Origin of the sequence: Aurantiacibacter arachoides (assembly GCF_009827335.1) — a bacterium.
In the GTDB taxonomy this organism is placed as follows: Bacteria; Pseudomonadota; Alphaproteobacteria; order Sphingomonadales; family Sphingomonadaceae; genus Alteraurantiacibacter; species Alteraurantiacibacter arachoides.
Genome location: NZ_WTYH01000001.1, coordinates 1,990,402 through 2,012,590, shown reverse-complemented (window position 1 = coordinate 2,012,590; position 22,189 = coordinate 1,990,402). Strand labels below are relative to the sequence as shown.

The following is a 22,189-nucleotide window of genomic DNA, read 5'->3' as shown; positions in this document are numbered from 1 at the left end:
GGAAGCGGACACACAAGAAAGTTAATGCACACCCGCCCCCGGCTGCCCATAGACAGGTAAGGAGTGAAGTCGGGGCCACGCCTACCCGAACCCCGCCTTCGCATCGATCACGAGCGCTAATTCTCACCTCCAACCTTGGGTTTGCAAAACACATTCGCCACCCGATTCAAAAGATTCGCGTCGAACCCTTTCTAAAACATACTCGAGCAGCGGTTCGTGGAACGCCACACCAAACGCATTCGCACGCTTCCATGCCACCTGTCTGCCCATCGACCGGCAGCGGACCTGCGCGTAGCAGCGATAGCCGCGCCCGAGCTTCGCGCCACTTAGCCAGCTCATCGGGGTCATCCGCCAGGTATTTCATCATCGTGTCGATGTAGGCGTGCGCTTGGTCACCGTGGGCCCAATCGACCCACAGCGCCATTGCCCAGATTTCCTGATCGCGGGTCATCGTGTTCTCAACCCTTTGTCGGCTGCACGCATCACCAGCGTCTACGCCGACCGATCTTCCGGTGGGCGGATCGCCGGCTGCGGTAGTGAACAACCGCGGACGCTAGGATCAGCACGACTCCGAACAACGCGATGTAAGCTATCAGTTCGCGGGTCATGATAATGGATCTGTGCTAGGCAGAAATGACGGGCTTCCTCATGTTCATTGGGGTGATGGCGAGGCTGCCTTAAGCCATAGAACTCCCGATTAGGGCGCAGCCGAGGGGTTGGGGCCTGCTAATTCAGGAGGGGCATGTCACGTGGATATCGAGGCGAAGTTCCCTTCTTTTCTGAAGCAAGATACGTTAGCCCCTATCTCGGGTGCATGGACAGGCTAACGTCGTCGTGCAATTGCCATGCGATGGAAATTACCGGCATCTACGATCCTCTACTCGTAAGCCTTTCCCTGTTCATTGCGGTTTTCGCGTCCTTTACAGGACTCAGTCTGGCACAGCGCATGAGCACCGCTGCAGGTCGCGTAAGTTCATTGTGGTTGATTGCCGCCGCCTTTGCCCTCGGGGGTGGCATCTGGTCGATGCACTTCGTCGCCATGATGGCCTTCAGCCTTCCTGGCATGAATACTGAATACGATCCTTGGCTTTCCATCGTATCTTTGTTGATCCCCATCGCACTTACCGGGTCTGGCCTCACACTCGCAGCGCCGTCCGCTCAATCCAAAGGCCGACTTTTTCTTGCCGGTCTCCTGATGGGTGCCGGTGTGCTCGCAATGCACTATTTGGGCATGGCGGCCATGCGTATGCCAGCGACGATCGCCTACAATGCGATGTGGGTTGGTGTTTCGGCCGTAATCGCAGTTCTGGCGTCGACGGTTGCTATCTGGCTTGCGTTTGGAGAACACAGGACGGGTCGTCGCCTCGCGGCTTCGGTTGCAATGGGTATAGCCATCGCTGGAATGCACTACACGGCCATGCGTGCCGCGACCTTTGCCATGGTGCCAACGCCAGATGAGCCATTCGAAGTGACGGGGATCGAGCAGTCCAGCCTCGCGCTGATAGTGGCAATCTTCGCAATCGTTTTGCTCGTCATGGCCTTGGGCGCAGCACGCATCGATCACCTGTTCAAAACATACGAACGGCGCGAGGCTCGGATCGCCCTGCGGCTGCAGGTTGCGGACATTCTCCGGGAAAAAGGCAGCGTTGCGGCTTTGGACGAAATCGCCGCCCTCATGGGCTCCCACTTTGGTGTAACTCGCACGGGTTATGGGCAACTCGACCCCGACGAGGACTTTTTCGACTACGAGGTTTGCTGGTCGGATGGAACCGTGCCGCCGCTCCTTGGCAGGTATCCTTCTGCAGCTTTTGGTGAGAAGATCGTTGCCGCTCTGGCTGGCGGGGTGACGGTTGTTGTCGAGGACCTTCTCGCCGAGCAGATAAGTGACGAAGCCCGCACGCGCGATACGGCGCGCGAGGTGGATACGCGCGCCATACTTGTAGTCCCCTTCGTGCGGGAGGGCCGCCTGCGCACGATCATCTATCTCAACGACCGCAATCCGCGACGGTGGGATAGCGAAGACATCGCATTCATGGAAGAACTCGCCGAACGGACGCGGCTTGTCATCGAGAGGGATATTGTCGAACAGCAGCTTCGCGAACTCAATGCCACGTTGGAACAACGCGTCGACGAACGGACGCGCGAACTCCAAAAGGCGCAAGAAACATTGTTGCAAAGTCAGAAAATGGAGGCGGTCGGCCAGCTCGTTGCCGGGATGGCACACGATTTCAACAACGTTCTAGCCTCCGTTATCGGCGCATTTAATCTGATACTTCGGAGAACGGACGACCCGGAAAGGGTGCACAAGTTTGCAGAGGCCGGCGTGGAGGCGGCCGAGCGCGGGGCGAAGCTGACCGGGCAGCTTATGGCATTCTCTCGCTCGCACAAGATTCAGCTTCGACCCATGCTTGTGTGCGATGTTATCAAGGATATGGAAGATCTTCTCGCCCGCACCCTGGGCCCACAAGTCAAGCTGGAGAAAGCGCTGAATCCCAATCCTGCCCCGGTTTTAGCGGACGCAATTCAAGTTGAAATGATGATTTTAAATCTCGCGATCAATGCTCGCGACGCAATGCCGGACGGCGGTACGCTGACCATCTCGACCCGCAAGCACTCTTTTGTGGGAGACGCCGAACTCGCAGATGGCGATTACATTGAGCTTGCCGTGCGCGACACCGGCGTTGGCATGGACGAAGTGACATTGCGGCGCGCGATGGAGCCGTTCTTCACCACAAAGCCTTTGGGCAAGGGGACCGGGCTGGGACTAGCGCAAATTTATGGCAGCGCGCGCCAAGCTGGCGGAACGGTACGGATCGAAAGCGAAGAAGGCGTTGGAACCGTTATCCGGGTCTTCCTGCCATGCACCGACCGAAAACCAAAGCGTCCCGCCTCGGGTATTACGTCCGATGAGACCGACATGGCTTTGGGGTCTCTTCACGTTTTGCTGGTAGACGACGACGACCATCTCCGCTCGGTCCTTGTCCAGGGTTTGAACGATCAGGGTCACAGAGTGAGCGCGGCTTCGAATGGGAAAGAAGCCCTGCTCATACTCGAAACGGAGACACCACAGGTTGCGGTGCTCGATTTCGCCATGCCGGATATGAACGGGGCAGTGCTTGCCGAACAGATTGCCGCCCGCCTTCCTCACTTGCCAATAATCTTCGTGAGCGGTTATGCCGACACATCGGCGATCAAAAACGCGGCTGGTGAAAACGCGTCGATCTTGCAAAAGCCATTCAATCTCGACCAACTAAGTGCGACATTGAATCAGGTCTGCTCGCAAACTGAGAGCCGCAAATCTGAATCCTAGTTGTCTTCAAACGTGCTCGTATTCAACAGAAGAACGAAAGCCGAACTTGCGCTTTGGCGCCACGTCGGATGGTACTATCAGACTAGCCACCTTGGTTCGTCACCTTCAATCGCTCTCTCTTTGAGACCAACTAGACGGCTCGCAGTCCTGTCAGAGCAAATGCATTAGCTGTCAGAACGGACCTAATCAGCTAGAGGCGCGGCCATGCCAAGACCCCGCAAGCCTGCCAGTCCGTTCCGGTATTTCAACTCGTCACCCGAGGTGATCCGCCTGGTGGTGATGATGTACGTCCGCTTCCCGCTTTCGCTCCGGAACGTAGAAGACCTGCTGTTCGAACGAGGGATCGATCTCCGCCATGAGACCGTGCGCCATTGGTGGAACAGGTTCGGCCCGATGTTCGCAGCTGATGTTCGGCGGCAACGGATCAGCCGAATGAAAGGCTTCCGGCAATGGAAGTGGGTCTACGTAAGGATCAACGGCGAGGTGCATTACCTGTGGCGAGTGGTCGACCAGGAGGGCAAGGTCCTCGAGAGCTACGTCACGAAGAGGAGGGACAAGAAAGCTGCGCGGGGGTTCATGAAGAAGGCGCTGCGACGCCACGGCTTGCCAGCCGAGATCACCACCGATGGCCCACTATAAGGCAGCGGCGACCGAACTGGGCAATGCCAATAAGCAGGAGGTGGGACGCTGGGCCAATAACCGGGTGGAGAATAGCCACCTGCCGTTTCGGCGTCGAGAGCGGGCAATGCTGCGGTTCCGGCAGATGAAGAGCTTACAGAAGTTCGCTTCGGTCCACGCCAACGTCCACAACCATTTCAATCTCGAACGCTATCTCATCGACCGACAAACTTACAAGACCCGTCGCTCGGTCGCACTGGCCGAATGATAGAACCTCATGGCCTGAATCGCCACTGAGTCGGGGACAGCTCCGCCAATCGGAGACGAGTTGCGGTTAGACTGACAGCACCCAACCGGACGTCCGCACGAGCGAATTTGCTGAAGGTCCAGTCGAAGCTAGCCAGCCATTCATCGATAATTTTCGATAAGAGTTGAAGGCTTTCTATCCCATCGATATATGCCGATGGATGCAAACGACTGACGCTCTTGAGGGTCTTGCTGCACTCTCTCACCCAACCCGCCTTGACGCCTTCCGGCTGCTGGTGCGTAACGAACCGGGAGGCCTTTCTACCGGCCAACTCGTCGAAGCCTCAGAGCTTAGCCAGAGCACGTTCTCCAGCCACCTCGCCATCCTCGTCGCCGCCGACCTCGTCGTTCCAGAAAGGCGGGGGCGGCAGATGATCCAGCGCGCGAACATAGAAGCTCTGCGCGGCCTGATGCTGTTCCTCGCGAAAGACTGTTGCGGCGGACGTGCGGATCTGTGCGAACCGCTCGCCGCCGAGCTTTTGCATTGTTGCTGAGCAACGCGTGCCTGCCACGCGAATTCCTAAAGAAATGCCCATGACCACGGACATCGTCATCTACCACAATCCCGAATGCGGCACCTCGCGCAACACACTGGCGATGATCCGCAATGTTGGGATCGAGCCGCATGTCGTGGAATACCTCAAAACGCCGCCGTCACGCGCCATGCTCGAAAACCTGATTGAACGCGCCGGGCTTAGCCCCCGAGAATTACTCCGTGAAAAGGGCACGCCCTATGCCGAACTGGGACTTGGCGATGAGAGCCTGAGCGATGCCGCGCTGGTCGATGCGATGATGGAGCACCCGATCCTCATCAATCGCCCGCTTGTGGTCTCGCCGCTCGGCGTTCGCCTGTGCCGTCCGTCCGAGGCGGTGCTCGACATCCTGCCAAGTCCCCAGCGGGGCGCATTCGCCAAGGAAAATGGTGAGCAGATCGCAGACGCGGCGGGCGCGCGTATCACCTGATGCTCCTCGCAGTCGGGATCTTCATTGCTACCATTATACTGGTGATCTGGCAGCCGCGCGGGCTCGGCATCGGATGGAGCGCGATCGGCGGAGCATTGGTGGCCCTAGCCAGCGGCGTCATCTCGCTCGCTGACATCCCGGTCGTCTGGGAGATTATCTGGAACGCCACCGGCGCCTTCGTCGCGATCATCCTTATCAGCCTCATCCTCGATCGTGCGGGGTTCTTTGAGTGGGCTGCGCTTCACATTGCCCGATGGGGCCGTGGAAACGGACGCATGCTGTTCGTACTCGTGGTACTGCTCGGTGCGGGCGTTTCGGCGATTTTCGCCAATGACGGCGCCGCGCTGATCCTGACCCCGATCGTGATCGCGATGCTCCGGGGATTGGGCTACAACGCCAGGGCGACACTCGCCTTCGTCATGGCGGCAGGCTTCATCGCCGATACCGCAAGCCTGCCGCTGGTCGTCTCGAACCTCGTCAATATCGTATCGGCCGATTTCTTCGACATAGGGTTCGGCGAGTATGCGCTGGTAATGGTGCCGGTCGACCTTGCCGCCATCGCAGCTACGCTGGCAGCGCTGTTGCTGTTTTTCCACAAGGATATTCCCGCCAGCTACGACGTCACCCAGCTACGCGCTCCGGCAGAGGCGATCCATGATCAGGCGACCTTCAGCGCCGGGTGGGTGGTGCTGGCCCTGCTGCTTATTGGTTTCTTCGTCCTCGATCCGCTCGGAGTGCCGATTAGCGCGGTCGCTGCCGTGGGCGCACTTGCGCTGATCGTCATCGCTGCACGCGGACACGTCATTCCGACTGGCCACGTGATCCGGGAGGCGCCATGGCAAGTCGTGATCTTCTCGCTCGGCATGTATCTGGTCGTCTACGGCATGAACAACGCCGGACTCGCCGCCGCCCTCGCAGGCATGCTCGAACGCTCGGCCGAAGGCGGCGTGTGGGGTGCGACTTTCGGGACAGGCATCCTGTCAGCCGTGCTTTCCTCCGGCATGAATAACATGCCGACCGTTCTCGTCGGCGCGCTGTCGATCGAAGCAACCGGCGCCACTGGACCGGTGCGCGATGCGATGATCTACGCCAACGTGATTGGATGCGATCTTGGGCCCAAGATAACGCCGATCGGTTCGCTTGCGACGCTGCTATGGCTGCACGTGCTGGGACAGAAGGGCGTGAAGATCGGCTGGGGCTATTACTTCCGTGTCGGCATCATCCTGACGACGCCAATTCTGTTGGTGACGCTGGCAGCGCTCGCCCTTCGCCTGACGTTGGTCTGATCCTCGGAGCTCAATCATGTCCCGTTTACGCCCGCTCACTGATCCCGACAGCTTTCCTGCGTTGGATCCGGCGTTCGTTCATTATCGACCAGCCGCCGGCCTAAGCGACGACCAATCGCCTCCTCGTATCCTGCTCCCCTACGGGTCCTTACGCGCGCGCTCCTATTCACGGCTCGCGGTAGAGGAGGCCGCACGTTTGCTGTGGCTGTTCGGCGCGGAGACACGCATCTTCGATCCCTCTGACCTGCCGTTACCCGATCAAGTCAATGGTGATGACCATCCTGCCGTCCACGAACTGCGCGAACACGCCTTTTGGTCCGAAGGCATGGTGTGGTGCAGCCCGGAACGACACGGCCAGATTACTGGCATCCTTAAGACCCAGATCGATCACCTGCCGCTCAGCATCGGAGGTATGCGTCCCACCCAGGGGCGAACGCTGGCCGTCATGCAGGTGTCGGCTGGCTCACAGTCCTTCAACACCGTCAATACGCTGCGCCTGCTTGGCCGCTGGATGCGGATGTTCACCATCCCCAACCAATCCAGCGTGCCCAAGGCATACGAGGAATTCGATGACGCCGGTCGCATGAAGCCGTCTCCGCTTTACGATCGGATCGTGGACGTCATGGAGGAACTGGTGCGGTTCACGGTGCTGCTGCGCCCGCATGCCGAAAAGCTGGTAGACCGCTATTCGGAGCGAAAGGAAACAGGTCGCGTCATCGATCCGAAGAAGGACATATCGGCGATTGCTTTATCCTTCCCGTGATGACCAGAACGGGGCGCAAAGCTGCCATTGACTTTGGCTTAGCCGAGCGTCTGCAAAGGGGTCGTTAGCTGAATTTCCGCCAATGGCGAGATCCGCGAAACGCTGGAACGTCTGACAGTGGGTTGAAAAGCTTCCGGTCTGCTTTGGAGGGGTATTTCATCAGTTAATACCGATCTGCCGTGAATTCTGTTTCCGGGCCGGACTCTAGCCGCTTTCGCCAGAACCCGAACCTGAACTTCCGATGCCCATCCCCAATCCGCCAACAGCCATGCCCCCGTCCATGCCGCCGCCGGCGCCTCCGGCACCGCCCCCACGACCGCCTCGTCCTTCCTCGCCGCCGCCACGGCCCTTGCCACCGCCGCTGCCAGGGCGGGTGGGCCCTTGCGCGGGGATCGCAGCGAGGACGTCCTCGGGGATCGGCTCGAAAGGTTAAGTCTTTCAGCGGACGTGTGGAAGCTCTCCGATTGATTGCTCGTCATGCTCTTGGCGCTTTTGAGCTCATGTTTGAGCGAGGTCTGTATCGGGGTCGTTACCTGAAGGTCTGCTGTCTGAGCTAGCACAACCAAAGCCAACTCTTTACCTCCGGCCCAAAAGCCGTTGGTCTGCGACGGTCCCTAGGCTCGGTTATTCGATAGCTGCAATTGGATCCGATAAGCCCCTACTTTTTCACACAAGCAGGGATGATGGCTAGATGGCCAACTATGATCATAGTCGCAAGCTGGACGAGACCGGTTAGCGAACAACGCTGACCTCCTAAACTCCGTAACCTGCAGCTTTATACACGCGCTCGCTATCCAGTAAGCGCAATCAGATGTGCTTTGCCCCCCTGAACAGCCGTCATAATTTAGCCGCACTGTCTTTGTTGCGACGCACAATTGCCACACCCTCGAAATGTCCCGGCCTTAGCTACCCCGCCAGAACACGGGGTCTAAATGAAACGTATCGCGATCATTATCGCCGCTGTCGCAGCAAGCACCGCGACACCTGCCCCAGCGCATGACCGAGGTCATGATCCAGTTCAGGTGCCCTGGCAGCCGCCAACCAATTGGCCTGACAGGATTGTCACCACCATGGCCGATGATCCGGCGACGTCAGTCAGTGTCTCATGGCGAACGTCTGGATGCATCACCGGGACTAGAGCGCAAATTGCTAGGGCGCTGCCCGATCCGCGCTTTGACCTACTAGCGACGACTGCAGTCGCCGAAACTGAAATTCTGGATCTTGCGCAAGTGCAGGTTGCCGGATTGACCTTGCCCATAGAGCCCAATCAGGGCCTGCCACCCACCAGCCATCACTCGGTTATTTTCACGGGACTGGAGCCCGATACGCTGTACGCCTATCGCGTGCAGGGGGCAGAAGGCCACTGGAGCGAGTGGTTCCAGACGCGAACCGCCCCGCGCTCCGGTCCGTTTCGGTTTATCTACCTTGGCGATGCACAAAACGGGCTTGCCTCGCACTGGCCCCGCGTTGTGCGCGCGGCATTCCAGAGCGCGCCCGACGCTCGCTTCATCCTTCATGCGGGTGACCTAGTGAACCGCGGTTCGCGCGATCTCGAATGGGCACACTGGTTTCGCGCCGGTGGCTTCATTCACGGCATGATCCCGGCGATCCCGGTCACTGGCAACCACGAATACGACGATTACGAGCTTTCGGAGAGCGAAGAGGTCGAGCTGCTGTCGATACTCTGGCGACCGCAATTCCGCCTTCCTGAAGAGCCGACACTTTCGCCCGAACTCCAGGAAACGGTATATTCCATCCGCTACTCGGCAGACCTCCAGGTCTTCGTCCTCAATATGAACATGTCCGACATGGCCGAACAGGCGGCATGGCTGGATGCGCAGCTGGCAGCCAGTGATGCGCGCTGGCGTATCGTCACCATGCATCACCCGATCTTCTCATCCGGACGGGAGCGCGACAATTCCGCGCGGCGCGAAGCTCTTCTGCCGGTCCTGCTAAGGCATCAGGTGGATCTGGTACTGCAGGGCCATGACCACACCTACGCACGCGGATCGCACCGCGGGCGGGACCAGGTGCCGGCCCGGACAGCGGCCACAGATGATGGCAGGGTCACCACGATGTTCGTCAATTCGGTTTCCGGGCCGAAACAGTACGAATTCAGTGAAAGCGGTTGGGATCAATATGCTTCGACCGGCGTAACACTGGATCGCCGGGCCGAGAACTCGCAGTTCTACCAGGTCATCAGCATCGACGGCGCTGACCTGCACTACGCAGCCTACACCGCTGACGGCGTTCCCTACGACGATGTGCGACTGCGCAGGTCGGACGACGGACTGAAATCGATCTCTTCCGCCGAGGGCTCACTCCCACCCGAACGTCGGTTCGAAAACACGCTCTCGTACGAGAGCGTCGAAGAATAATTCCATCCATCATCCACATTCAGATCAGGGAATTGACATGACGGGATCTTCCGGCCGCAAGGCGTTCGCATTTCTCACTTCGACAGCGATGCTGACACTGACCACCGGCACGCTTCATGCACAGGATGTGCCGAGAGTTTCCGCAGACAGCGAGCGCCAGGCGACGGTTACCGGCCGGGTGTTTGACGCACAGACCGGCAATTCACTGCGTGGCGCGGTCGTCAGCGTGGCGGGGACGAACGAACGTGACGTCACTACCGAAGATGGTCGCTTCCAGATCCAGGTTCCCGCGGGCACCAGCACCATAGAAGTTGAATACGTGGGCTTGGACAGTGCGGTACGGACCGTGGATGTGCCGGCAAACGGGACAGCGGTCGCGGACATCGGCCTGGATAGTACAGCATTGTCCGGCGATCAGATCGTAGTCCGTGCCAATGCCGTTGGCCAGGCGCTGGCGATCAACCAGCAGCGTACTGCCGACGGTATCGTCAACATCTACTCCGAGGAAATCTTCGGCCCTGCACCGGACGGCAATATTGGCTACGCGTTGCAGCGGCTGCCCGGCATCAGCGTCAACACCAATCAAAGCGGCGAGCCCACGGGTGTTAACATCCGCGGTGTGGAAGGCGATTACAATTCGTTCCAGATCAACGGTAATCGCCTCCCTTCCGCCGGTGGCGCCCGCGGCCTGAGCACGAGCGACTTCTCCGCCGACGGCATCTCCAACATCGAGGTTATCAAGGCGGCGACACCCGACCGCGATGGAGATGCGATCGGGGGGATCATCAACGTGGTGACCCGGAGCGCCTTTGAACGCAGCGGTCGGCGCATCAATGTCGAGGCAGCAGGTGTCTACAGCGACCTGCCGGAAGACTGGGGCTATTCCCTTAGCGGCAACTACTCGGACATCTTTTCCCTCGGAGGCGATTTCAACAATTTCGGCGTCAGCGTGTCCCTCGGCAGTTACGAGATCGACCGAACCTCGCTCAACCGGGACATGGACTGGGTTCAGGTAACGCCGGAGAACAATCCGCAACTGAACCTAGACCAGTACGATGAACCCGTGTGGTTCATGGAATCGTCGCACTGGGAAATCGACAAGCAAATCACCCAGGTCAACACCGCCAACATCGATCTGGATTTCCGGACCGACGCGTTCAACTCCTTTTATCTGCGCGGTTTCTACAGCCAGTCGGATCGCACGAATGACGTGTTCGAGACCGATATCGACATCGATACACGCTTTCAAGACGCCATCGGAGGCCGCAAAACTTACGCTGAACTGACCCCGACTACCGGTCGTGGAACGCCGGGCAATTCAGGGTCCCGCGGATCGCGCGGCTGGATCGGCACCGATGAAGACCGCACAACCGAATTGTATTCGATCAACTTTGGCGGTCGTCACGAGATGACCCGGAGCCTGGTGACGTACGACCTGTTCTATTCGCGAAGCGAAGAGGATTTCAAGAACGCCAACGAACTCAACTTCGTGATGGAACCGGACAATCCATGGTTCGTGTTCGAATATACGCTGCAGGATGTGACGCGCGGCGAAGTGACCATTACCGAGATTGGCGGCAATGACAGCTCCGACCTATCGCTGGTAAGCGAAGGTGAGCTGGTGCTGGAAAGCGCCTTCTCGACGGAAAATATCTACAATGCCCGCGTGGATTTCGAACGCAGCTTCGACATCGGCGAGAGCGAACTGACCTTGAAAACCGGCGGTCGCTACTTCCGCAGCGAGGCGAGGCGGGACGTGACCGCCGATGTTTACGAGATGGACGAAGACTTTCCCTACGCCGACATTCTGGACCCTACCGACGAAGTCCAGCTCGGCGGAGCGAAGATTTTCAACGTCTTTCCATCGCGCGGTGTCGCACTGCTCGCCAGCAACCCGGAATTGTTCGAATTGAACGAAGAGGATACTCTGGAGGATAGCTTCTTCGGCGATTTCAATTCGACCGAAGAGACCATCGCAGGATACGGCATGGGTACGTTGCGCGCGGGCATCCACACGATCATCGCCGGCGTACGTTACGAGAGCATCGAATTCGACAACACCAACTTCGACGTGAGCTTCTTTGATGGCGAAGGATCGGTCACTCCGGTCCGTACCCGCAATTCCTACGATTTCTGGCTGCCCGGCATTCATTTCCGGCACGAGCTCATGCCCAACCTGATCCTGCGGGAAAGCTACAACCGCAGCTACGGCCGCCCTCGTCGCAGCGAATTGGCTAGCGGGCGGTTCACCAACGAGGATGGCGATATCGTCGATGGCAATCCCAATCTGCGACCGGCGGTATCAGAGAATTTCGATGCGCAGGTGGAGTACTACACGACCTCGGGCGGCCTCTATTCGGTGGGCGTCTTCTACAAGGATATCTCCGACTTCTCCTTTGATCGGGTGTACAATTTCGACCAGCTAGACGCTAACGGCATCCCGATCCCTGATGAAGATGGCGCCTTCGAATACGAAGTGCCAACAATTGGCACGACCGCGCAGAACTACGGCCTGGAACTGATCGCTCGCCAACGTCTCGTGTTCCTGCCCGGACCCTTGCGCGGACTGACCGCCGGCGTGAGCGCCACCTTCACCGAAACCCAGGCGAACTACCCGGATCGCGATGACCGGGACGACCTGCCGCTTCCAGGGTTCTCCGATTTCCTTTTTACCGCGACACTTGAATGGGCATGGCAGGGCTTCAATATCCGCGCCGATTACATCAATCGCTCGGACTATGTTGAAGGTCTCGGCAGTAACATCGAGAGTGACGAATTCTTCGGGCCCGAAGAACGGCTCGATATCTCGGCCTCGTACGAGTTCGGCAACGGCCTGCGGTTCTTCGGCAGCGTCATCAACCTCACCGACGAATCGCAGTTCTCCTACCAGGGTTTCCCGGCCTTTGCCGAAGACGCCAACCTGACCGGACGCAAGGTCACGGTCGGCCTTGGGTACTCGTTCTGATGGGTAGTCGGGTGGTCACCAAAACCTTCCGGACGGGGCTTGCCGCGGTTCTCGCCGCAACGTCTTCTGCTCCCGTGCTGGCACAGGATACCAGCGCAAATCCCGCATCGGCGCTGGAAACCGAAGCCGGTCACCCGGGCCCAGCCAGGAACATCATCCTGTTCGTGGCAGATGCGGCCGGCGTATCGGTACTCCATGCAGCAAGTATCCTAGCCCATGGCGAGCCGCTGAGCCTTAACATCCAGCGGTGGCCGCATCTTGGTTTGAGCGAGACTTCGCCGGTCGACGAATTCGTATCGGACTCGGCCAATGGCATGTCTGCGATCATGACCGGAGTGAAGACGCGCAACGGCGTGATCAGCCAGGGGCCTGATGCGGTTCGCGGGGAACGGGATGGCGCGCCCACGAAGACGCTGCTTGAATATGCCGAGGAGCGCGGCCTGCTGACCGGGGTGATCTCCAGCCAGTCGATCGCCGATGCGACGCCAGCGGCAACCTATGCCCATGCCAACGATCGCGGAAAGCAGGGGGAGATTTTTACGCAGCTGTTCAATCCCAGATTTGGAGACGGCGTTGACGTGGTGTTTGGCGCCGGCCGCCAACGGATCGGTGAACAGCTGGGCGCTCTGGAGACCGGGTTCGAGCAACTGGCGCAGGAACACGGGCGCCCGATCTACACTTCGCTTGAAGCCGTGCCTGAAACGAACCGGCATCCGATCGTTGTGGCAGAGACGATGGACGTTGCCCGCGCCACGATGGACGCCCTCGATATCCTGCAATCGTCGCCACGGGGGTATTTCCTCGTGGTCGAGTGGGATGCGCATACCGATGACCCGCAAGAAGGGCTGCAGAACATGGCTGATTTCGACCGGCTCATCGCGGAGGTGCAGGCCAGGGTCGACCTCGACGATACCTTGTTGCTGTTTACGGCGGATCACTCGTTCGGGTTGCAGGTGGACGGGGGAAGTCGGGGGGAGGAATTGCTGGCAGGTTATGATGCTTGGAAAACGACCGGCAGCGATGAAGTGATCGTTCGCCTTGACCACGTTCTTATCAACGACACCCACTCTGCCGAGGAAGTTCCCGTGCTTGCCATCGGCCGGGGTGGAGAGCGAGTGAGCGGCTATTTCCCAAACACACACCTCTTTGATGTAATCCTCGATGCCTGGGGTTGGCGGCATGACTAAACGATCACCATGGGCAACCTGCTCGTTTCGTCTTGGTGCCGTTGCCGCTTCAAGCCTCCTCGGATCATGCGCGGCTATGAGCGAAAGCGATCTTGCCTACCGGGTCCGCTCGGATATTGCAGCGCCGCTGAACGGAGATTCTGGCTGGGCCGCCGGGATCGGCACTCCTGCGGTTGTCGAGGTTGATCGGCCCTTCCGGGTGCGGATGGAAGTGGCTGCGAGCCCAGACCCGAGACGCTATGCTCTTCAAGCCCGCCGCAACGGCGGCGAATGGGAAACGCTTGAGGCGCACGATTTCCCCTATCCGAACCGGGAACTGGAACTCCAGTTCGGCGAACAGGCGCCTGGCTCCCCCGCGGCAGGCTGGACCATAGCCGCAGGAGCGGCCGGCAGCCTTGCTATCGTCGAGGACGCGCCCTCAAATGTTCTGCGCGCCAGTGGTGATGCTGGCGGGTTGCTGGCAATCTATCCCGCCCCGTGGCCCCTGCCTGAATTTTCAATCGCTACCCGATTTCGCGTGCCATCCTCTGGCAGCGGGGGGTTTGCCATGCTGTTCGGCTTCGTCGACGAGGACAATTACGGCCTCGTCCGGTTCCAGCCCGAGAACGGCATCCGGATCGAGCGGATTGTAGACGGCCGCCCAGTCCTCCTCGCGCAGCGGTCAACGGGCTTTGCGCGAAACGTCTGGCAGGATGCTGAAATCGAACTGGAGGGCGGAACGATACAGATCACCCTCGGTGACGAAGAAGCTAACCTGCAAGCGCCTCTTTCCATTCCCGCCGGGGAGGTAGGCATCGCGGTAGCCGCTGGTGAAGTGGTGGATATTGACGAACTAACCATCGAGGGTGTCGCACGCACGCCGGGGGTAAGCATCGTGGCCGCTCCAGCCTATGATAACGGCACCGCCACGACTGACCTGCTAGACGGAACGTCTTTGCCCTTCGTCTCCGCGACGGGCATTTCATTGCGAGAACTTGCACCATCTCTGGATCGAGCCGATAGTCACGGCGAATTCGAATGGCCACTGGTGATACGCCGGTTTGCCGATGGGCCGCTTCTCAACGAGAATGGCGACCGTTTCGAATTCCGCATGATCGATCCTGCGAGCCCGCCCGCATCGGCGAGCGCCATTGCAAAGGTGTCGATCACGGTCCCGCCCGGCCATCTCGGCGGAACCTTTGTCGAAACGCCAGGGCGGATCGGACCGTGGCAGACGGCGAATGGCGACCTCTATTTCATCATGGAACCGACCGAGACGGACAATAAGTTCATGATGGTGAAATCCAGCGATGGCGGACGCAGCTGGCAGGAAGTCGACGGTGCCAACCGTCCCGCGACGGGCGATCTCGAGGCAGTCGACGGCAGGCGAGTGGATCGCCGAATCCACATCATTCACCAGGTTACCGAGTCGGTTAGCTATCACGTCTTTCGGACATCGGATCATCCCACGCATCCCGATAGCTGGGAACTCGTCGATGAGGTCGCGGCCCGTGCCGACGCCATTGCCCAGGCGGCGACAATCGCAGTTCGCTCGAACGGCAGTGTCGTCAGCGTTTTCCTCGCAGAGAGGCTGTACTACGTCGTTCGTGCCCCTGATGGCACCTGGAGTGCACCCGTCGAACTGGACCCGGGGGAGCGTTTCATAAACACCGGTCCGCAGGCGATTGTCGGCCGCGACGATGTCGTGCACCTTGCATATGCCAGCGACGATGGCGGTATCTGGTATCGCCGATTGCTGGCCGACGGAACGCTGACGCAGCGCTGGCAAATTGCTGGGGCAGCAGGAACAAGCCGGGCGGATTACGGCGCTGTCCTTCCCCTCGCGTATGATGCGCAAACCGATATGCTCACCATTGCATACCGCCTGTCTGATGGGATGCTGTGGGAACGGCAGATCCAGGGTGGTTCAGAACCCACTCAGCCCAGACGCATATCGGACCGGCCCGTCGTGACCGACGCAGTGGATTCCCAACAACCTGCGGGGGATATTACTCACGATGGAAACTCGCTGATTGCGCTTTTCGTAGACAACGAGACCCGCAGCATCTTCAGTTCCGTCCTCGTAAACAACCGATGGCAGACGCCGCGACTGGAGATCGATGAGATCGAGGGATCGTGGGTGCGGGGCAACATCATTCGTCGGCACGATGGACAATTGGTGTACGGCTATGTTTACGATGCCGGCTCGCAAGGCGGTGCCGGGCGCAATGAGTATGCTGAACTGGTGCTTGAACGCGAATAGCTGAGACACCGATGTGACGGCGGGATATGTCAGAACCGCACTGTCAGACCTAATGCGACGCCATTTTCCATAAGGGTTAGATAAAGGGTCTAGATAAACTGGTTGGTGGTTTGAGCATGTTTTAAACCGCGAATGTTCCGCACTGCCAACCGCCCCGTCGGGTTCAAAGAGGGAGCGAATGAAAGTGACAAACAAAGTGCGGTTAGTCTGACAGTATCCACAAGTTCGACACAGTGGCCGTCAAGTTAAGGTGCGCCGAGTGTGGCCATCAGCCTGTTCGGATCGGGCTGGCGTGTGGGAATAGCAGAGAAGCCGCGCTAGGGGCCCGAACCTTCCGTTACGTCTGCGGCCCATCTCAGGACCTAAGCCGCGGCATCTCGGCTACGCCTGGTTTAAGAAGTTTGGCGTGGCGCTAGGAACGTCCGATTTTGGGGTGGGAAGCGGACACTCGCTTCACTTCTGATCGCGTCCTCGTGCGTTAAACTTTCGCACCAAGGCAACAGCGACCCACGCTGGCAGGGCAAGGAGCACCGCCCAACAAAATATCGAGATAATGGTTGTTCTGACTGCGTGCGGACCCGTAGCCATGGCCCAAACGTCGAGCATTTGGCCTCCGGTGAACCCAACGATCATCAGGACGTAAGCTAACGCGAGCGCATACGCCACGGTGGCAAAAAATTCGAGAATCGGATAGACGAAAAGCTTGAGCACAGCTGTCGAGCCTAATGACTCACACTATGTCTGCAAAGGGGTCGTTAGCTGACAGGCCCTTCTTGGTCCCAACCGTGTCATAGCTGCCAGTCGGCTTACGGGCAGCGCTCCCTGACCGCGCGAGGTCGACAATTAGGGTGGGAATTGGACATTAGAGTATGACCACCGTTTCTCCAATGAATTCCCAGCCAAGGTAGAAGCGCCCAGCTCTCCGCATCGCATCTCTTGCCTCCGGTGCAAGAAAAACGAATGGCACTGCACTGCGATTCTGCTCGGCTGCAGCGGCTCACTCAGGACCGGCCACCCAGAGTAACCGGACAACGGTCGTTGTGGGCTGACCATGCATGGGCAGCCAGAGCCCGGCAGAAGTGAAATCTGTTTACCTCCTTCATCTGTAGGATAGAGATGAAGATCGGCGATTAGCCCCGGCGTCATCTGCCTAAAAATTGCGGCGCGTTTTTCCGATGAGTCTTAGGGGTCGTCTGTCATCGGACTAGTATTACTCACCGGGGTCCTGTCAGAGCGAACGCACCCGCCGGCGGAACGGGCCTAATCAGCTAGAGGCGCGGCCATGCCAAGACCTCGCAAGCCTGTCAGTCCGTTCCGGTATTTCAACTCGTCGCCTGACGTGATCCGCCTGATGGTGATGATGTACGTCCGCTTCCCGCTGAGCTTGCGGAACGTGGAAGACCTGCTGTTCGAGCGCGGCATCGACATCGGCCATGAGACCGTGCGTCACTGGTGAAACAGGTTCGGCCCAATGTTTGCTGCTGATGTCCGCCGTCAGCGGATCAGCCGAATGAAGGGCTTCCGCCAGTCGAAATGTCATCTCGACGAGGTTTACGTGAAGATCAACGGCGAGATGCACTACCTGTGGCGAGCGGTCGACCAGGAGGGCGAGGTGCTAGAGAGTTACGGCACAAACACTCGCGACAAGAAAGCGGCCCTGCGGTTCATGAAAAAAGCCTAGCGACGCCACGGCTCACCGGCGGAGAGCACCATCGATGGCCTGCGGTCCTACAAGGCGGCGATGACCGAGCTAGGCAATGCCACCAAGCAGGATGTGGGACGCTGGGCCAACAACCGGGTGGAGAACAGCCACCTGCCATTCCGGAGATGAGAGCGAGCCATGCTCAGGTTCCGACAAATGAAGTCGCTACAGAAACTCGCCTCGGTCCATGCCAACGCCCATAACCACTTCAACCTCGAACGCCACCTCATCGACCGACAAACCTACAAGACCCGCCGCTCAGCCGCACTGGCCGAGTGGCAGTCCCTCATGGCTTGAGTTGAAAGCGGGGAGGGGAAAGCTTCGCCATTGGAGGATGAGTTGCGTTTAGACTGACAGTACTCGCACGTGCCAATCCGCTTGAAGCCCAAAGATTACAGAGCCGCCAAGCAAGATTCGCGACGTCGATCGTCATTTGCGTTTCCGACCGGATGTCATGGGGTCGGGCTTTGGTGGCGGCCTCCATCCTGTTGGAAGCACTGGTTGCTGCCGGCTCGTGCCCAGCCCCATCGCGCCCGCCTGCTGACGAACCAAACCCGACGTATCGGCTTCTGCCGCCTCTGCAGCGCTCGCTCCGCCTCGCATCAGGTTGATACGGTCACGAATTCGCCGCGCCTCGTCAAAATCGAGATCTCGCGCCGCAGCGTCCATATCGTTCTGAAGATCTTCAATGGTCTTGCTCATCTCCTAGCAACGCTCCGGCGTGATTTTCGGGACCGCTGCGCTTCCTCATCGCGTGTCAGATCTCGTCGCAGCACGGGTAGAGTAGATGCACCAACTGGCAGCATGTCGAGGCTTGGCGTGGCTTTGCCTGGTGCCCGAAAACCCGCAAACCCCTCTCGCAATTCAGATCGATAAGCCCGCAGTTCCTACAAACTGAAGGGAAACCAATCCTTGTTATCTGCAAGAGATTGTCCGGAACGCTCCGCATCGGGGCCGGTTATTTCAATCCAGATGCCAAGTAAGGCCGCGCTCTGGCGATCGACGGGACCGTGCCGAGATGAACGATGCGCATTCGCAAAACATCAACAAGATACTGGCCAGCAAGATGTTCGCTGAAAAGGTGAACGTTGCGCGTATACATTCCCACGCGCCGGATCTTTATGCTCACGCGATCGCGGTTCCGGTTCGTGACGAAGAAGAGTTACTTCCGCGCATGCTGAATTCGCTCCTCGTCGCGATGCGCGGCTCCACTGGAGGGGCGCTAGTATTTGTTATCAACGACACACGGGATCGCTCGGCCGCAATCATCGAAACGGCAATGCGCAACGCGGGGCAATCCTATCTGATGGTCGAACTGTCTTTGGCGGCCAGTATCCGGGACGCGCCGCATGCCCGGCGATTGGCACTGGACCTTGCCGCGATGCTGGCGCCGGAGGGTAAGCTGCTTACGACCGATGCCGACAGCTACGTAGGGCCGGATTGGGTCGCGAGCCGCTTGCAAAGCCTGTCCACCGGCAATGACCTGGTGTGCGAGGATGTGCACCTCGACGATGATGAACTGTCCCTCTTGCCTCCGCAGGTGCGTGCGGTCGGCGATGCGGAACGCGCCTATTTCGAGGCCAGTGATCGCCTTTGGAGAAGCTGGACGGGCGGCGAGGCCGGATCGTTCGCCTATCGGGCCTCGGGCGCAAGCCTGGCCATCCGGTCAACCGCCTATCGTGCGATCGGCGGCCTGCCGACCCCGCCCGTCGGCGAGGATGTCGCATTGTGTGCAGCAATGCTTGCCGCGGGTATGCGCGTGGTAACATCGAACGATGGCGGAACCCGCACATCGGCCCGGCTGCAAGCGCGCGCCGAAGGAGGATGCGGGGCGTGTCTGACGAGCCGAGCGCTGGCCAACGACCCGCCCTGTGATGCGGCGCTGGTGCCGCTGTCGATCTTGCGCGAACGCGCTGCGCTAGCGCGTGGCGCGCGCCTCACAGGCGCAAGCGCCAATTCCGCCATCTGGCGTGGTCAGAAAGCGGATCGCGCGATGTTGTATTCAGAAGTGCTTGTCGAACTGGAACGGGCGCGCACGCTCGAGCAGGCATTGGTCGATGTCGATGCATGATGCCCTCCCCGCCGATGTCGATTGGGCAGGCGTTAGAAATGTGATCGCATCGCGCGCGGCAAATGCCGACCGGTACGATGGCGATCTGGGTCCGGACGTCGATCTGCTCCGAAGCGAAGGCTGGTTGCGCGCTTGCCTCAAAAGGGACGATGGAGGCCGGGGGTGGGGCACCGAGCCCGGCGGCGCTCAGGCCGCACTGTCCGCTCTGCGCATTCTGGGCCGTGCCAATCTGTCGGCTGCGCGATTATTCGAAGGCCATATGAACGCGGTCAAGCTGGTGGCGTTATATGGCCATCCCGCACTGCGCCGCAACGTGGCCGAGGACGTTCGCAACGGCGCGTTGCTGGGGGTCTGGGGTGCGGACGAGCCGGACAACCCATTGGGCTTCTCGCGCGAAATGGATACCGTCCGACTGACGGGCGCAAAGAGGTTCGCCTCGGGGCTCGGGCTGGTCGATTATGCTGTCGTTTCCGCTCCGGGTTTGGATGGCCAACCACAGCTTATTCTTGCTCCCGTGGGCGACGCGCCCCGCGCGGATGCCTCGGGCTGGAGGATGGCCGGAATGCAAGCAACGCGATCCGGCCGGTACGATTTCCACGATCTGATCCTCGCAACCGGGGATCTGCTGGGGCAACCCGGCGATTACCTGCGCGAACCGCATTTCGAAGGTGGCGTCTGGCGGTACTGCGCAGCGCATCTAGGCGGGGCCGAGGCGCTTTATCAGGAAATGCTGGAAGCTTTGAGCGCCAGAGGGCGCACCGAAGATAGCGACCAGCGACGGCGCATCGTGGCGTGCGCCACCGCCCTTGAGACGGCACGCCTGTGGCTGACACGGTGTGCGCTGGAGGTGGAAGGCCCGGATGCTGCAGAGAGCAAGGCCACGCTCAGCCTGCTGGGGCGAGAGGTGGTGGAGAACGCCTGCCGTACCGTCATCGATCAGGTGGATCGCGCGCTCGGCATGGCGGCGCATGAACAGGGCAGTCCGATCGAGCGTATTAAGCGCGACCTCGCACTGTTCCTGTGCCAAGCCGCACCTGATGCCAAGCGCGAACGGGCGGCGAGCGTTCTGGTATCCTCCGGCCGCCTGGTCGAAGGGCTGTGAGCGTCTCGGAAATCTGCGATGGTTCGCTGCTGCGTGCCTCGGTCGCAGCACCGACCGTGGGTCTGGACGAGCTCGCCCCCCGGGGCCCGGTGCTGGTGGTTGCACCGCATCCCGATGACGAGACGTTCGGATGCGGTATGGCAATCGCGGCCGCCGCGGCCAACGGACGCCGGATCGTCCTGGCCCTGCTGACGGATGGAGAGGCGTCCCATGCAGCTTCGGATACATGCTCGCGCGACGATCTCGTCACCTTGCGTTCCGGCGAACTCGCACAGGCCTTGGATATCCTTGTTCCTGACGGTGATGTTCCGTTACTGCGATTGGGGGCACCCGACGGACGCAGCCGTCCCGACGATGAGCTGGTGCAAAGCCTGCACGCATTCGCCCGTAAACATAGCGTTTGCACGGTGTGGACCACATGGCACGCCGATCCCCATTGCGACCACGAAACCGCCGCATTGGTTGGCGCTGAGGTAGCGCGCGCGCTGGCAATTCCCATGTGGGAGTACGCCGTTTGGGGCCGGTTCGGGGAGCGTGCCGTGCCAGCCAGCATGGTCACGTTCCACGATACCGCGATGGCCGGACGCAAACGTGCCGCGATTGCTGCCTATCGGTCGCAAACCGATGAGAGCGTCGTCGGCGACCCAACGGGTTTCACCATGCCCCGGGCGTTCGTGAGCCATTTCGCCAGTCATCCGGAGGTGTTTTTCCGTGCCTGATCGGCCTGTCGCCCGCCGTGAACGGTTCGAACAATTGTTCCGTTCCGATCCCGACCCATGGGCGTTTGAAACCAGCGATTATGAACGTGAAAAGCGGCAGGCGACCTTGGCTGCCCTGTCGACACGGCGGTTCGCGCAAGGGTTGGAAATCGGTTGCGCGACCGGGGTGCTGACAGAGGAACTGCTGACAGTCTGCGACCGGATGGTGGGGATCGACGTTGCGCAAACCGCGCTCGACATCGCGCAAAGGCGGCTTGGCAGTTCGCCATGCATAAGCTTTCGCCAGGGCGAGGTTCCGCAAGACTGGCCCGAAGGCTCGTTCGATCTGATCGTCTTTTCGGAAGTCCTGTATTTTTTGAACGAGGCAGAAATCGCGCAAGTCTCTTCCCTGGCAAACGGCGCCCTGTGCGCTGACGGCATGTGCCTGTTGGTGAACTGGACCGGACCGACCGATTTGCCGATCGACGGAGATCGCGCAGTCGCATTGTTCGCGCACGGCGCCGCGTGGCGGGCTGAAGCCGTCCTCGAATGTCCGAAATACCGGATCGACAGATTGGAGCGGAGCTGATTTTCGCCC

16 protein-coding genes and 2 pseudogenes are annotated in these 22,189 nt (G+C 59.8%); 15 read left to right on the top strand and 3 right to left on the bottom strand.

Annotated elements, in window-relative coordinates; genetic code table 11:
* Positions 1-166 precede the first annotated feature (166 nt).
* Positions 167-451 carry a DUF6961 family protein gene (locus GRI62_RS09830; RefSeq protein ID WP_131453190.1) on the bottom strand — a complete coding sequence of 95 codons (285 nt, stop codon included), beginning with the start codon at positions 449-451 and terminating at the stop codon, positions 167-169.
* 399 nt (positions 452-850) lie between these two features.
* On the opposite strand from GRI62_RS09830, the gene GRI62_RS09825 reads away from it, so the two are divergent.
* The 10 genes and pseudogenes from GRI62_RS09825 (at position 851) to GRI62_RS09780 (ending at position 16,018) form a co-directional block, all read left to right on the top strand.
* The gene (locus tag GRI62_RS09825) at positions 851-3,310 is read left to right on the top strand and encodes an MHYT domain-containing protein (RefSeq protein ID WP_160731859.1); all 2,460 of its coding nucleotides are present in this window, start codon (positions 851-853) and stop codon (positions 3,308-3,310) included.
* 204 nt (positions 3,311-3,514) lie between these two features.
* Positions 3,515-4,196 (top strand): annotated as a pseudogene (locus GRI62_RS14740) (IS6 family transposase).
* A 199-nt stretch (positions 4,197-4,395) separates the two neighbouring features.
* Positions 4,396-4,728 carry an ArsR/SmtB family transcription factor gene (locus GRI62_RS09815; RefSeq protein ID WP_131453858.1) on the top strand — a complete coding sequence of 111 codons (333 nt, stop codon included), beginning with the start codon at positions 4,396-4,398 and terminating at the stop codon, positions 4,726-4,728.
* A gap of 40 nt (positions 4,729-4,768) precedes the next feature.
* Positions 4,769-5,197, top strand: coding sequence for an arsenate reductase (glutaredoxin) (arsC, locus tag GRI62_RS09810; protein WP_131453188.1), 429 nt, complete (start codon positions 4,769-4,771; stop codon positions 5,195-5,197).
* Entirely contained in the window at positions 5,197-6,483 is a 1,287-nt protein-coding gene (locus GRI62_RS09805) for an arsenic transporter (RefSeq protein WP_131453187.1), read from the top strand. Before arsC ends, GRI62_RS09805 begins: the two co-directional genes overlap by 1 nt.
* A gap of 16 nt (positions 6,484-6,499) precedes the next feature.
* The gene (arsH, locus tag GRI62_RS09800; RefSeq protein WP_131453186.1) at positions 6,500-7,246 is read left to right on the top strand and encodes an arsenical resistance protein ArsH; all 747 of its coding nucleotides are present in this window, start codon (positions 6,500-6,502) and stop codon (positions 7,244-7,246) included.
* Between the two features lie 932 nt (positions 7,247-8,178).
* Positions 8,179-9,624, top strand: coding sequence for a purple acid phosphatase family protein (locus tag GRI62_RS09795; RefSeq protein WP_131453185.1), 1,446 nt, complete (start codon positions 8,179-8,181; stop codon positions 9,622-9,624).
* A 37-nt stretch (positions 9,625-9,661) separates the two neighbouring features.
* Positions 9,662-12,589 (top strand): TonB-dependent receptor, encoded by a 2,928-nt coding sequence (locus GRI62_RS09790; protein ID WP_131453184.1) that lies wholly within the window; start codon positions 9,662-9,664, stop codon positions 12,587-12,589.
* A gap of 74 nt (positions 12,590-12,663) precedes the next feature.
* Entirely contained in the window at positions 12,664-13,776 is a 1,113-nt protein-coding gene (locus GRI62_RS09785) for an alkaline phosphatase (protein ID WP_199799924.1), read from the top strand.
* Positions 13,777-13,852: 76 nt separating this feature from the next.
* Positions 13,853-16,018 carry a hypothetical protein gene (locus GRI62_RS09780; protein ID WP_131453182.1) on the top strand — a complete coding sequence of 722 codons (2,166 nt, stop codon included), beginning with the start codon at positions 13,853-13,855 and terminating at the stop codon, positions 16,016-16,018.
* 453 nt (positions 16,019-16,471) lie between these two features.
* On the opposite strand, the gene GRI62_RS09775 is transcribed toward GRI62_RS09780, so the two are convergent.
* Positions 16,472-16,729, bottom strand: a complete 258-nt coding sequence (locus GRI62_RS09775; protein WP_131453181.1) for a hypothetical protein — start codon at positions 16,727-16,729, stop codon at positions 16,472-16,474.
* Positions 16,730-17,300: 571 nt separating this feature from the next.
* On the opposite strand from GRI62_RS09775, the pseudogene GRI62_RS14735 reads away from it, so the two are divergent.
* Positions 17,301-18,017: pseudogene (locus tag GRI62_RS14735) on the top strand (IS6 family transposase).
* Between the two features lie 132 nt (positions 18,018-18,149).
* Here GRI62_RS14735 and GRI62_RS09765 read toward each other — a convergent pair.
* Positions 18,150-18,422 (bottom strand): UvrB/UvrC motif-containing protein, encoded by a 273-nt coding sequence (locus GRI62_RS09765; RefSeq protein WP_131453180.1) that lies wholly within the window; start codon positions 18,420-18,422, stop codon positions 18,150-18,152.
* A 316-nt stretch (positions 18,423-18,738) separates the two neighbouring features.
* On the opposite strand from GRI62_RS09765, the gene GRI62_RS09760 reads away from it, so the two are divergent.
* From GRI62_RS09760 to GRI62_RS09745, 4 genes are read left to right on the top strand one after another with little or no spacing between them, the layout of a single operon-like run.
* A complete protein-coding gene (locus tag GRI62_RS09760) occupies positions 18,739-19,791 on the top strand; it encodes a glycosyltransferase family 2 protein (protein ID WP_131453179.1) in 1,053 nt (350 codons plus the stop codon).
* 40 nt (positions 19,792-19,831) lie between these two features.
* The gene (locus tag GRI62_RS09755) at positions 19,832-20,893 is read left to right on the top strand and encodes an acyl-CoA dehydrogenase family protein (protein WP_234032700.1); all 1,062 of its coding nucleotides are present in this window, start codon (positions 19,832-19,834) and stop codon (positions 20,891-20,893) included.
* The gene (locus tag GRI62_RS09750) at positions 20,890-21,612 is read left to right on the top strand and encodes a PIG-L deacetylase family protein (protein ID WP_131453178.1); all 723 of its coding nucleotides are present in this window, start codon (positions 20,890-20,892) and stop codon (positions 21,610-21,612) included. The genes GRI62_RS09755 and GRI62_RS09750 overlap by 4 nt, the downstream gene beginning before the upstream one ends.
* Positions 21,605-22,180 (top strand): class I SAM-dependent DNA methyltransferase, encoded by a 576-nt coding sequence (locus tag GRI62_RS09745; RefSeq protein WP_160731858.1) that lies wholly within the window; start codon positions 21,605-21,607, stop codon positions 22,178-22,180. Before GRI62_RS09750 ends, GRI62_RS09745 begins: the two co-directional genes overlap by 8 nt.
* Positions 22,181-22,189: the final 9 nt, after the last annotated feature.

Coding starts and splice junctions, on each gene's coding strand:
- GRI62_RS09830 (WP_131453190.1), bottom strand. CDS start 451: ATGACCCGCGATCAGGAAATCTGGGCAATGGCGCTGTGGGTCGATTGG.
- GRI62_RS09825 (WP_160731859.1), top strand. CDS start 851: ATGGAAATTACCGGCATCTACGATCCTCTACTCGTAAGCCTTTCCCTG.
- GRI62_RS09815 (WP_131453858.1), top strand. CDS start 4,396: ATGCAAACGACTGACGCTCTTGAGGGTCTTGCTGCACTCTCTCACCCA.
- arsC (WP_131453188.1), top strand. CDS start 4,769: ATGACCACGGACATCGTCATCTACCACAATCCCGAATGCGGCACCTCG.
- GRI62_RS09805 (WP_131453187.1), top strand. CDS start 5,197: ATGCTCCTCGCAGTCGGGATCTTCATTGCTACCATTATACTGGTGATC.
- arsH (WP_131453186.1), top strand. CDS start 6,500: ATGTCCCGTTTACGCCCGCTCACTGATCCCGACAGCTTTCCTGCGTTG.
- GRI62_RS09795 (WP_131453185.1), top strand. CDS start 8,179: ATGAAACGTATCGCGATCATTATCGCCGCTGTCGCAGCAAGCACCGCG.
- GRI62_RS09790 (WP_131453184.1), top strand. CDS start 9,662: ATGACGGGATCTTCCGGCCGCAAGGCGTTCGCATTTCTCACTTCGACA.
- GRI62_RS09780 (WP_131453182.1), top strand. CDS start 13,853: ATGAGCGAAAGCGATCTTGCCTACCGGGTCCGCTCGGATATTGCAGCG.
- GRI62_RS09765 (WP_131453180.1), bottom strand. CDS start 18,422: ATGAGCAAGACCATTGAAGATCTTCAGAACGATATGGACGCTGCGGCG.
- GRI62_RS09760 (WP_131453179.1), top strand. CDS start 18,739: ATGAACGATGCGCATTCGCAAAACATCAACAAGATACTGGCCAGCAAG.